This window comes from Gelidibacter japonicus, assembly GCF_010725055.1.
Classification (GTDB): Bacteria; Bacteroidota; Bacteroidia; order Flavobacteriales; family Flavobacteriaceae; genus Gelidibacter; species Gelidibacter japonicus.
In genome coordinates, this window is the sequence record NZ_BJKB01000007.1 from 49,115 (window position 1) to 61,276 (window position 12,162).

At 37.3% G+C, this 12,162-nt stretch carries 14 protein-coding genes; 7 read left to right on the plus strand and 7 right to left on the minus strand.

The genetic code is table 11. The annotated features are described in order from the left end of the window. The first annotated feature begins 82 nt into the window (after positions 1-82). Together G6N06_RS08845 and G6N06_RS08850 are read left to right on the plus strand one after the other, a co-directional pair. A complete protein-coding gene (locus G6N06_RS08845; RefSeq protein WP_163515997.1) occupies positions 83-517 on the plus strand; it encodes a deoxycytidylate deaminase in 435 nt (144 codons plus the stop codon). Continuing rightward, the gene (locus tag G6N06_RS08850; RefSeq protein WP_163515999.1) at positions 514-2,106 is read left to right on the plus strand and encodes a S41 family peptidase; all 1,593 of its coding nucleotides are present in this window, start codon (positions 514-516) and stop codon (positions 2,104-2,106) included. The genes G6N06_RS08845 and G6N06_RS08850 overlap by 4 nt, the downstream gene beginning before the upstream one ends. 88 nt (positions 2,107-2,194) lie before the next feature. On the opposite strand, the gene G6N06_RS20195 is transcribed toward G6N06_RS08850, so the two are convergent. The 5 genes from G6N06_RS20195 to G6N06_RS08865 all read right to left on the minus strand — a co-directional run bounded on the left by G6N06_RS20195 (position 2,195) and on the right by G6N06_RS08865 (position 4,069). Continuing rightward, complete coding sequence (locus tag G6N06_RS20195; RefSeq protein WP_471734190.1) at positions 2,195-2,353, minus strand: avidin-fold protein; 159 nt, start codon at positions 2,351-2,353, stop codon at positions 2,195-2,197. A 56-nt stretch (positions 2,354-2,409) separates the two neighbouring features. Next, positions 2,410-2,529, minus strand: coding sequence for an avidin-fold protein (locus G6N06_RS20200; RefSeq protein WP_503826525.1), 120 nt, complete (start codon positions 2,527-2,529; stop codon positions 2,410-2,412). Positions 2,530-2,653: 124 nt separating this feature from the next. Further along, positions 2,654-3,262, minus strand: a complete 609-nt coding sequence (locus tag G6N06_RS08855; protein WP_163516001.1) for an FAD-dependent oxidoreductase — start codon at positions 3,260-3,262, stop codon at positions 2,654-2,656. Next, positions 3,255-3,464 (minus strand): hypothetical protein, encoded by a 210-nt coding sequence (locus G6N06_RS08860; protein WP_163516003.1) that lies wholly within the window; start codon positions 3,462-3,464, stop codon positions 3,255-3,257. Before G6N06_RS08860 ends, G6N06_RS08855 begins: the two co-directional genes overlap by 8 nt. 17 nt (positions 3,465-3,481) lie before the next feature. Continuing rightward, entirely contained in the window at positions 3,482-4,069 is a 588-nt protein-coding gene (locus G6N06_RS08865) for a MarC family protein (RefSeq protein WP_163516005.1), read from the minus strand. 131 nt (positions 4,070-4,200) lie between these two features. Here G6N06_RS08865 and G6N06_RS08870 point away from each other — a divergent pair, with 131 nt between their 5' ends. The 3 genes from G6N06_RS08870 to G6N06_RS08880 all read left to right on the plus strand — a co-directional run bounded on the left by G6N06_RS08870 (position 4,201) and on the right by G6N06_RS08880 (position 6,425). Beyond that, positions 4,201-4,788, plus strand: a complete 588-nt coding sequence (locus tag G6N06_RS08870) for a DUF3109 family protein (RefSeq protein ID WP_163516007.1) — start codon at positions 4,201-4,203, stop codon at positions 4,786-4,788. Positions 4,789-4,967: 179 nt separating this feature from the next. Continuing rightward, the gene (locus tag G6N06_RS08875; protein WP_163516009.1) at positions 4,968-5,669 is read left to right on the plus strand and encodes a DUF4412 domain-containing protein; all 702 of its coding nucleotides are present in this window, start codon (positions 4,968-4,970) and stop codon (positions 5,667-5,669) included. Between the two features lie 132 nt (positions 5,670-5,801). Then, positions 5,802-6,425, plus strand: coding sequence for an FEKKY domain-containing protein (locus tag G6N06_RS08880; protein WP_163516011.1), 624 nt, complete (start codon positions 5,802-5,804; stop codon positions 6,423-6,425). Positions 6,426-6,556: 131 nt separating this feature from the next. On the opposite strand, the gene G6N06_RS08885 is transcribed toward G6N06_RS08880, so the two are convergent. Both G6N06_RS08885 and G6N06_RS08890 read right to left on the minus strand, forming a co-directional pair. Further along, the gene (locus G6N06_RS08885; protein WP_163516013.1) at positions 6,557-8,545 is read right to left on the minus strand and encodes a tetratricopeptide repeat-containing sensor histidine kinase; all 1,989 of its coding nucleotides are present in this window, start codon (positions 8,543-8,545) and stop codon (positions 6,557-6,559) included. Positions 8,546-8,549: 4 nt separating this feature from the next. After that, a complete protein-coding gene (locus G6N06_RS08890; RefSeq protein ID WP_163516015.1) occupies positions 8,550-9,284 on the minus strand; it encodes a LytR/AlgR family response regulator transcription factor in 735 nt (244 codons plus the stop codon). A gap of 695 nt (positions 9,285-9,979) precedes the next feature. Between G6N06_RS08890 and G6N06_RS08895 the strand changes: the two genes are divergently transcribed. Together G6N06_RS08895 and aspS are read left to right on the plus strand one after the other, a co-directional pair. Beyond that, positions 9,980-10,267, plus strand: a complete 288-nt coding sequence (locus G6N06_RS08895; RefSeq protein ID WP_262890112.1) for an RDD family protein — start codon at positions 9,980-9,982, stop codon at positions 10,265-10,267. 103 nt (positions 10,268-10,370) lie between these two features. After that, positions 10,371-12,128, plus strand: a complete 1,758-nt coding sequence (aspS, locus tag G6N06_RS08900; RefSeq protein ID WP_163516017.1) for an aspartate--tRNA ligase — start codon at positions 10,371-10,373, stop codon at positions 12,126-12,128. The last annotated feature ends 34 nt before the right edge of the window (positions 12,129-12,162 follow it).

Here is a 12,162-nt window from a genome sequence, read left to right on the forward strand (position 1 = left end):
AATTGTAAAAATTAAAATACATAGCTTCTATTTTCGTTGTAGGTTTGCATGAGAACTAGCGACCAAATAATTAAATTAATTAATGTCAAATAAAAAACAGTTACGCTACGACAAAGCATATTTAAGAATCGCAAAAGAATGGGGCAAATTATCCCATTGCAAGCGCAAGCAGGTTGGTGCACTCATAGTAAAGGACAGGATGATCATCTCCGATGGCTATAACGGCACACCCACTGGTTTTGAGAACACTTGTGAAGATGATGAAGGTTACACAAAATGGTACGTTCTCCATGCCGAAGCCAATGCCATTTTAAAAGTAGCGGCCTCAACACAGTCTTGTAAAGGTGCGACTTTATATATTACATTATCACCTTGTAAAGAATGCAGCAAATTGATCCATCAAGCTGGCATTATTCGTGTTGTATATCACCAAGGTTACAAAGATGATTCCGGGCTTGCGTTTTTGGCCAAGGCCGGAATAGAATTAAAACTTATTGAAGAATTAACTACAGAATGACGTCTAGGAAAAAATACATTCCATTGATTATTGGTGTTGCCATTGCAGCCGGTGTCTTTATTGGTGGAAAATTAAATTTCACAGATACTTCAGATCGCCTGTTCACTTCAAACAGCAAAAAAGACAAGCTCAATCGGCTTATTGATTATATTGATTTTGAATATGTAGACAATGTAAACACCGATAGCATTGTGGATGTGACCGTCAATGGTATTTTAGACAAACTCGATCCGCATTCCGTGTACATTCCTAAAAACGAAATGCAACGCGTCAGTGAAAACATGAAAGGCGATTTTGTGGGGATCGGTGTTAGTTTTTATACCTACAAAGACACCATAGCAGTCATCAGACCGCTTTCTGGAGGACCAAGTGAAAAAGCAGGAATTAAAAGTGGTGACCGAATTATTATGGCCGATGGTGACTCCATTTTTGGACATCAATGGAGCAATGAAGACATTATAAAGAAATTAAAAGGCGATAAAAACTCTAAAATAAATCTAAAAGTTTACCGAAAAGGACATCAAGGACTACTGGATTTTACAGTAAAACGCACCAGTATCCCGATCAAAAGTGTAGATGCATCTTATATGATCACAAAAGACTTGGGATATATCAAAATCAATCGATTTGCCGAGTCCACATATAAAGAATTCAAACAAGCTCTGGATGATCTGCAAGATGAAGGCGCTACCAAGTTAGTTCTGGACTTGAGAGATAATCCAGGTGGCTTTTTAGGAATTGCCGAACAAATTGTGGACGAGTTTTTGGAAGATGGTAAATTGATCCTTTTCACAAAAAACAAATCTGGCCGGATTGAAAAAAGTTACGCCACACGTAAAGGCGATTTCGAAGAAGGTGAAGTGTTTGTTTTGATCAACGAAAACTCAGCTTCGGCCAGTGAAATTGTTGCTGGTGCCCTACAAGACAACGATAAAGGTACTATCATAGGACGCAGAAGCTATGGCAAAGGCCTTGTACAACGTGAAATGGCATTGGGTGATGGAAGCGCCGTACGCTTGACAGTATCGAGATATTACACCCCAACCGGACGCTCCATACAACGCCCTTATGACAACGGACACAATCAAGAATACTACAACGATTATTACAAGCGTAGAAGTAGTGGCGAACTCAATGATGAAACCAACATACAAGTGGCGGATTCCTTAAAGTTCACCACCCCAAAAGGAAAAGTAGTTTATGGTGGTGGGGGCATTATTCCTGATGTTTTTGTGCCTTTAGATTCAAGCATCCAAAACGAAACCCTAAATTACATCAGGCAAAGCGGCCTTATCAGTTATTTTGTTTTTGAAGAACTTGACAAAGACCGTGAGAGCTATGAGGGGGTAAGCCAACAGGATTTCATTACTAATTTTGAGGTCAGTGATGATATTGTGATCAGATTCCAAGAATATTTGAATGAAAAACACAGAGCAAACGTGACTTTTGTGGCATACAATAAAGAAATGAAGCAGCTAATCAAAGCAGCCTTGGCCGATCAATTATATGGCTCAAATGCTTCTGAGGAAATTTTAAATGCTACCGATGATATGATTGAAGAAGTGATGAGATTGATCGAGAACAGGTAGAAGCGTTATTCTTTATTTTATATTATTATTGGTTTTTAAAGATATCGCTCTTAATCACCATTGAAAGCCAGCATCTCTTTGACTTAGACTATATCTCCTCCAATAGGGATTTCCCGCTGGATTTGTCGCCAGAGGTCCATTGCCAATTTTCATGAAGTCTTATTTTTCCATTGATCTGGAATTTTGGTTTTGAATGACAACATCCAGTCATTATTTCTCCGATGATATTGACTTGGTGATAATACATTCAATATAACCCTTTTCATTCACCAATCCGATTATAGGCCCTTTTAATATTTGCCATCATTTATATTCGGATGTCAGAATAATACCGGTCTGTTTATACTCAAATATAGTTACCTCTGAAGTTTCTGTATTTTCGGAATTATGAACGGGTTGAAATCTTTTGTTGTTATAGTTCATTTAACTATAGTAATAATGGCGATAATCCAATGCGCATAGGCATCAACCCCATGAAATAATTCCAAAATATCAAACGACCATATCATAATCAGTGCTGATCAGTTCAATCACTGTCCTCTGCGTTCTATCCTTGGGTTTTATCATGCACATGGGCATCCTGGCCGTCGTTCCACAACGTTAAGATATCCGTTGCCACTTGAGCACCGCTTCCGGAAGCAATCGCAAACTGGCTTCTCCAGCCTGCCAAGGTTCCCGCAACATATAAACCATCATCCACCAAATGGTCTTCGTTTTTCAACCAGATGCGCTCCTTAGCTGCAGGCGCTCTTGGATGAGGTTCAACGTAAGGCCCCAAACCTTCAATCGTCATCAAATTGGTATAGCCCACAGCAACGATCACTGTTTTGGAAGTGTAAGTGTTTTTATTTGTTGTCACTTTAAATCCGTCCACAATTCTCAGGATGGCCTTGACCTTTTCATTTTTAATTTGATCAACATGGGGATACAATTCAGTGAGTTGATCACTGCCTTGTTTCAGGATATCAGCACCCAAAGTACCAGAAGTGAAACCCAAAACATTATTAAACAACGCGGTTTGCAAATGGGAAGTTCGCTGGTGCGCAATCAAGCCAATCCGCCTGTCCTTAGCAAAGGCTTTGGATTTTGCCGAACCGAGGATCAAGGCACAAGACATTCCAGCAGCTCCAGCTCCAATAATCAACACGTCATACATCCTGATTTTGTTTTGAAAGTTTCTCAATGCGGATCGAAATTCGAAGGATCTGCAATAAAACAATAGCACAAAGAGACAGGATGATAGTAACCACTGCAACAAAACTCTCTCCTTGCAATAAATTGCTGAAATTGAGCTCTCCAGCATTGAAGCTAATGAGTCCCAATGCGACGATAGTTAAAATTATAGTGACGATTTTCATATTAAATATGGATTTAATTAAGATAACATAAACAATGTCTTGATATTATGGGCAAATAACTTTACAGCAATAGCCAACAAAATAACACCAAATATCTTTCGGATGACATTAATTCCGCTCGGTCCAAGAAAACGTTCTATCCTGGCTGAAGTTTTTAAAACGATAAAGATAACAACAACATTTAACAAAACCGCTACAATGATATTTTCTACCGAATACTCTGCCCGCAAGGACAATAACGTGGTCAAGCTTCCCGGTCCAGCAATCAATGGAAATGCCAAAGGAAAGACGGTTGCGGTCATATTGCCACTATCCTCAGTTTTATAAAGTGTAATTCCGAGAGTCATTTCTAAGGCAATAAAAAACAGAATAAAAGCGCCTGCCACCGCAAAAGAATTGATGTCAATACCAATTAAAGACAAAATATTCTGACCTAAAAACAAGAAGGTAATAAGGATCAATCCAGCAATGATAGACGCCTTTCCACTTTCAATATGTCCAAATTTTTTGCGCAAATCAATTACAATGGGGATGTTGCCAACAATATCAATAACCGCAAAAAGAATCATAAAGGCGGTAAAAATTTCTTTGAAATTAAGTCGCATTCGATTTAGCTTTAAACTTTTTGCAAAAGTAGATTATTAATACTAATTTATAAGGTCAATAACTATAAATTTTAGCTATTTTTGCAACCTGATTTTTTATATAAATTAGCTCATCTTTAAGCCCATAGATTATGTTTCAATTAGGAAAAACCATCGTTTCAGAAGATCTTCTTGAGAAGGACTTTGTATGCAATTTAGCCGCGTGCAAAGGAGCCTGCTGTATCGATGGAGATGCCGGCGCTCCTTTAGAGTTGCAAGAAACAAAAATCATGCAGGATATATATCCCAAGATCAAACCGTTTTTGCGTCAAGAGGGCATTGATGCTATTGAGGCTCAAGGTACGTTTATCACCACCGAAGAGGGCGAATTTGAAACTCCTTTAATTGATGGGGCAGACTGTGCCTATGTCATTTTTGACAAAAAAGGAACTGCGCTCTGTGCCTTCGAAGAAGCCTACAATCAGGGTGAGACAGATTGGAAAAAGCCCGTATCTTGTCATTTGTACCCGGTGCGCGTCAAAGAGTATTCTGAATTTTCTGCTCTAAATTATCATAAATGGGAAATCTGCGATGCTGCTTGCACTTTAGGCAAAGAGCTTCAGGTGCCTGTTTATAAGTTTGTTAAGCAAGCGCTGATCAGAAAATTTGGAGAAGATTGGTATATGGAACTGGAAAAAGTGGCAGAGAATCAAAAATCTCAAGGCAAGCGAACCACCTAAACATAGGAATTTATTTTTTTGAGGGGGCAAGAAGGATAAAATTCATTGGTGGGAATCAATCTCAACCCTCTTTTTGTTCCAACTATACATTATTCACTACAGACCATACATTCTTTTAGCCTTAGTTCATTTGTTTTAATAGCTTTAAGTAACCTTAATTCAATTAATCCAATTTGCAAATGAAAAGTTCAGTTGTTAGAGTTGCTTTATGCTTCCTGTTTTTGTTCTCTACAAGCATTGTTCTATCTCAAAAGGGCTCTAAAGAGCTTAAAGACCTATACAATTTTGATTATATCTATAAACTTAAAATAACCAACAAAAATGATGAAATCCAAATGGATTATTATCTCAAAAAAGACGCGGGATATTTTGGTTTTGATATTTCAGAAATGACCAAAGGCCAGAAAGACATGAAGATGTTTACCGTTATTGACTACGATAACAGTACTACCGGAATGTTCATGGAAATGATGGGTAAAAAAATGGTTCAAAAATCGAAAATAAAGCTTAGCGATTTTGATTTAGATGAAAACGATCCCGATTTTACAATTACAAAAATAGGCTCTAAAACCATTTTGGGGTTTAACTGTCAAGGCTTTGTTATGGAAAACAAGGATAGTGAAGTCACGGTTTATCTTACTGATGAAGCCCCAGTGAGCTTTAATAAAGTATGGGATAACAGCAGATCCAAGATGCCAAAAGGCTTCAACCCAGCCTGGATGGAAACCTATGCAGAGAATGGACTCATGATGGAAATGCAGTTTATTGACAAAAAGAAAAAAAAGAATAACACGACCATGTTATGCGTAGGCTTGGAAAAAACCGATTTTTCGCTCCAAGCCTCAGATTACGGTTCTATGTTAGGTGCTCTTGGAAAATAATTCCGGTATTTGATATTGAACCATTCCCTCAACCAAAAAGGCATTTCACGTATTGAAATGCCTTTTTTACGCAATTAAGATATAAAACAACCTTCATTGTAATTATCTTTGAGATCATTAGAAACCTATTTTATGAAACCATTACTAAGCGTTCTCATTGCTATCTTCTCTATTTCTACTGCCTTTTCTGATCCAATTACGGCAACCATCATTTTTGAAAATTTCACTGAAAAAACCACCATCTCTGGCGTATTTTTTATTAAAGAAACCAATCAAAGACTAGAAATTAATTCATTAGAGAAATTCACGATTACACTTCCAAGGAAAGGAAAATACCAATTTGGTTTTTATTCTGAAGATGTCACTGCCTCAACCTATTACCCTGTTAGGATTACGGAACGAAAAAACACCGTGACCATAAGACTGGAAAACAACACAGCTGATCCTGAAGCAGTCTCAATCAATAGAAGTCTTTCCATGAAAGACATTTCCAACTTTTCAATTGAACAAATTGAAGAAAGTATAAATAATGGCACCATCAATTTTATAGTCCACGGGCTGTTAGCTATAAATCCTGAAGCCATAAAAGTATTTAAAGAAGATTATGGAGTTGGTTTTATAAGTGAGAATTGTGTGGTTGATCCTATCGCATTTAAAACAGCAACAAACACCAACAAGAAAATCGAAGCGTATTTAACATTGAAATTTGGCGAGGAGTGGAAAAACAAACTGCCCGCACTACCTTTTGGACTATGATTTACTCAAAATTATTCAGAAAATTATAAGGTTTACTCGGCAAGGCTTCCTTATTATTACATCTATATTTCATCTGACTACCGTGCTCATGAAACAAAAAGACTATACCATAATAACTTCGCAACCACTATTTATGCCGATTTCAGCTTATTGGCACGTGTTGGAATATGCACTACCACTTTAGTTCCCAACGGTCGTCCATGTGCATCATATAAATCTTCAATATCCATTTTATAATCTGTAGTAAATCGTTTGGAAAAATTGGCTAATCGTGCCTTGGTTATGGCGATACCTACTGACCTGCTTTTGAGTACCCTACCGTCGTTGATTTTTTCTGAAGCTTTCCGACCAATGCCATTGTCAGTAATCGAAATATTAACGAAATCATCATTGACCTTATAAACTCTTAATTCAATTTGCTTGTTCGCCTTTTTAGAAGAAAGACCATGCCATAAGGCATTTTCAAGAAAAGGCTGTAAAATAAGTGACGGCACTTTAATCACCGAGATATTAATGCCTGGTTCAACATCTATCGAGAAATTAATCTCATTTGAAAATCGTATATTTTCAATGTTCATGTATAGTTGCATGGTGTCCAACTCATCTTCCAAAGAAATCTCCTTTTCAGTAGAAGCAATCAATATTTTTCGAATAAATTTTGAGAATTTATTCAAATAATAGACTGCATTTTCCTTTTCGTTATTGATAATATAGAGCTTTATGGAGTTTAATGAATTAAAGATAAAATGTGGATTCATTTGGCTCCTCAACATGTCCTGCTCTAAAGTTAATATTTGTTTTTCATGACGTAATTGTCGGTTTCTATTAATGGCTATCATAATACCCGCAACAATGGTTAGCGTCAAAAGAGCTGCCCAAAATATCGTTTGATTCCGTTGTAATTTGGAGCGCACCAATTCGTTTTCATTGGCAAGTTGTATGATCTGATTGTTTTTGGCTTCATTTTCATACTGAATTATTATATCACTTACATATTGCATATTGCGCTCAGTGAATATGGTTTTTTCAAGTGTAACAGCCTCCTCATAATGGTATAACGACTTCTTGTAATCATTCAATTTTTTATATAATTCCGACAAGTGCATATGGGCGTCAACCCTTGAGGTTTTTAGTCCGTAGGTTTCAGCAACCTCCAATCCCTTCTTGAGATTGATTTCTGACATTTCATACATTTGTAATTCTTGCTGTACCCAACCCAAATTAATATAGGCGTAGGAAATATAATACTGATCGCCCAAATGGATCGCCTTTTTCAGACCTTCTTCAATGATAACTTTGGCATCATTATATTTCTTTTGTTTTATATATACCTGTCCAATACTATTATAACAAATGACCCGGCCAACTTCAGAGCCAATTTGTTCATTATAATTTAAGGACCGCTTATAGTTTTTAAGGGCAAGATCCAAAAGCCCTTTGGCCTCATCGGCATAGCCCAGATTGTGGTAATTAATAGCCAAACCTAATCTATTTCCCAATTGATTTTCAATGACCAGAGATTTTTCAAACTGCTCAATTGCTAGGTCATATTGCTTTAGGGTCATATAGATATTCCCCATACTGTTTTGTGAAACTGCAATGCTGAGCATCAATTCATCCGATGGATCCTTAACAGATCGTGCAATGTCCAAGGCTTTTTTATGATAATCCAAAGCGGGCTTTATAAAATCCATCCGTCGGTAAACCACACCAATCATATTCAAGCTAATAACCTCGAGTTGAATGTTGTTGGCAGCTTGGGCCAATTTCTCAGCCTTTTGGTGGGCTTTTAAAGCAGAATCATAAAATGATCTATTCCTATAGATTTCTCCCAGCTTATTCAATGCATAGCATTCTACTTCCAAGGCCTCGGCCTCTGATGCTATGTTCACCAAACGTTTCAAATTTAAACTGTCGTTTATAAACTCGGCAAATATGGAATGAATCTCGGTATAATCCTTGGGCCAAGTTTTCTCTACCTTTTGTAAGGCAGTTTCAAAATCGGCAGGGACTTTATCTTGAGCCTGAAGTGATAACATAGCGCTTAAGAGCACCAAACCTAATACGTATAGTTTTAAGTCTCGTACAAAGAATGTTATCAGTTTTAGGAGATGTTGCATAAATTTATAACTTTTCTAAAAAGTCAGATTTTCGTTGTCTCGCCACGGGAATTTTAAAATTTGATACCATTACAACATAGCCTTCACTTTTTATAAATTCCTTTATTTTTTTAAGATTGATAACATACGAATTGTGAATTCTAAAGAATTGATTTTCCGGTAAAATATCGTTTACTTCCTTCAACTTCTTTGTAATGACTATTTTTTGAGCATTATACAAAACAATGGTGCTATAATTACCGTCAGATTCAACGTATTCAATTTCTTCAGCATCCAAAAAAATAAGCTTCCCATCAGTATTGATGGTGATTCGCTTTTGATCAAATCTTGCATTAAAATTGAGCAATACCTCCTCAATTTTATTTGAATTAGTCAACTTTGAGGTGTGCTTTTTAATTTTCTTGATGGTTTCCTGCAAGTCATCAGAGTCAATCGGTTTTAATAAATAATCAATGGCTTCATTCTTTAACGCCTTTATTGCAAATTCATTATACGCCGTGGTAATGACCACCGCAAAATCCTTGTTGGTAAGCTTTCCCAGTAGTTGAAATCCATCCATTGTTGGCATTTCAATATCCAAAAACAAACAATCAAGAACATTGTTATCAATATAATCAATAGCCTCTTCAGGGCTAGTGAATGTTTTGACAATGTCTATCTGATCACGAAAACTAGAAAGCTCCCAGGTCAAACTTTGTATCGCCTTCGGCTCATCATCGATTATTACTGCTTTTATCATAATTTAAATATAAGATTAATAAAACTTAATTTTTTATAAAAATGTATGCTTAGTAGTATTTAATGTGTAATGTGTCAATTTTATTACATTTTCCAAATTTAGGGACATTTATTTTAACCTAAATCATGCAAGAATTACCAACTATACATTATTTACTACCAACTATACAAATACACCTTATTGTAATCAAAAAATTTATCATATTTGGCTAAGGGATTTATTTATTACCCAATAACAATAAAGTGATCGTGGGGATTCACTTTAAGATTAAATGCTATTAATCAAATAAAAAGTCAGGGCTAGTCCCTGGCTTTTTTAATGAAATGCAGCACTATTAACCTGTTATTTTTATATCATTAATCTTAGTTAGTTTTAGTTAATTAATCAGAAAAGCATCTCTTTCATAGTTTTGAAAGCGATGCTTTTTAATTTTGAGCTGTGGCGGAAAGCACTATATTTGAGAACACTAATCGGGGAATATGGATGTGAAACACATGCTATTTACCTAAGAAATGCTCGCCAGCAGAACTAAGCGTTTCGTTAATAACCTTATCGATTTAACTCCGTTTTACATCATTAGTTACGGCCTCATCTATAGTCTCTTTTACTTAGGTGAATATTTGGACAATTATGAACTGAGTCAGCTTTTAATGAATTTATAGTACCTAGAGGAACTAATAATCGATTCTATCATAATTGTTTTTTATTACTTTATTTTCGAAAGCCTGTCTTTCCGATCCTTGGGAAAACACGCAACAAACACCATAGTTATAATGAATAACGGCCAAGCTCCAACTCCCAAGGATGTTTTAATTAGAAGCCTATGCAGGATAATCCCTTTTGATGGCCTGTCCTTTCTTGGAACAAACGGCAAAGGTTGGCATGATGTTTTATCAAAAACTTATGTAGTGGATATTGAGAAGTTTAAAACTGGACAAATTTTGGCAAATGAACTCGACCAAATAGGTCAGTCTACGGATTAAGTTATTTAATATAGAGGATATCGGCATAAGCTCAACAATTGTTTTCTCTTTTTATTTGATACTCATATAACTTCATTAAATTTGCACTTCAATTTTTCATACTATGTACAGAAGTCACAACTGTGGTGAGTTAAGAGCATCACATATCGATAATGAGGTTACACTTTCAGGTTGGGTGCAGAAGGTGCGCGATAAAGGATTCATGCTTTGGGTAGATTTGCGTGATCGCTATGGTATTACGCAGCTGGTTTTTGACGATGAACGCAGCTCAAAAGCCTTGATGGAACAAGCTCAAAGTTTAGGCCGTGAATACGTTATTCAGGTCAAAGGAATGGTCATTGAGCGTGCTTCCAAGAATACAAATATTCCAACAGGCGACATCGAAATTTTAGTATCTGAATTGACCGTTCTAAATTCGGCAATTCTCCCTCCGTTCACCATTGAGGACCATACGGATGGTGGCGAAGAATTACGGATGAAATACCGCTATTTGGACATCAGACGAAATCCTGTAAAAAACAGCTTGATCTTTAGGGCCAAAGTAGCGCAAGAAGTCCGCAACTACTTATCAAACGAAGGTTTTATTGAAGTTGAAACCCCTTATTTGATCAAGTCAACGCCAGAAGGTGCGCGCGATTTCGTGGTACCAAGCCGTATGAACCAAGGGCAGTTTTATGCCCTTCCCCAAAGCCCTCAAACCTTTAAACAGCTCCTAATGGTTGGCGGCATGGACAAATATTTCCAGATTGTGAAATGTTTCAGGGATGAAGACCTACGCGCGGACAGACAACCAGAGTTCACACAAATTGACTGTGAAATGGCGTTTGTGGAGCAAGAAGACATTTTAATTGCTTTTGAAGGCTTAACCCGACATTTATTGAAAGAAGTCAATGGGGTGGAAATTGAAAAGTTCCCGCGAATGACTTATGACGAAGCCATGCAAAAATACGGAAACGACAAACCGGACATCCGATTTGGGATGGAGTTTGGCGAATTGAATGCCGTCTCACAACATAAAGATTTTGGTGTGTTCAACAGCGCTGAATTGGTGATTGGTATCGCCGTTCCAGGAGGAAACTCGTACACCCGTAAAGAAATTGACCAATTGATTGACTGGATCAAGCGTCCGCAAATTGGTGCTTTAGGCATGATTTACGCACGTTATAATGACGATGGCTCCTTTAAATCGTCGGTTGACAAATTTTATGATCAAGAGGATTTGGCAAAATGGGCCGAATTGACCGGCGCAAAACCTGGAGATCTTATTTGTGTGCTCTCAGGAGACACCCACAAAGTAAGACCTCAATTAAGCGCACTTCGTATGGAATTGGCAACCCGTTTGGGCTTGAGGAATCCTAAGGAATTCGCACCTTTATGGGTGGTCGATTTTCCATTATTGGAATGGGATGAAGACACACAACGCTATCACGCCATGCACCATCCATTTACCGCTCCTAAACCAGGACAGTTGGAGCTGTTGGCTACCAACCCGGGGGCAGTAAAAGCCAATGCCTACGATTTGGTTTTAAATGGGAACGAAATTGGTGGTGGATCTATCAGAATACACGACAAGAAAACCCAAGCCCTGATGTTTGATTATTTAGGGTTTACTCCTGAAGAAGCCAATGCGCAATTTGGATTCTTGATGGATGCCTTTCAATATGGTGCGCCACCACACGGTGGATTGGCCTTTGGCTTGGATAGATTGGTGGCCATTTTAGGTGGCCAGGAAACCATTCGTGATTTCATAGCATTTCCAAAAAATAATTCTGGTCGCGATATCATGATTGATGCTCCAGCACCAATTGATGAAAAACAACTTGAAGAGTTGAGTTTGAAACTTAATATTCAATCAAAATAATTTATGTCCTGCATTACGCAGGACATTTTGCATA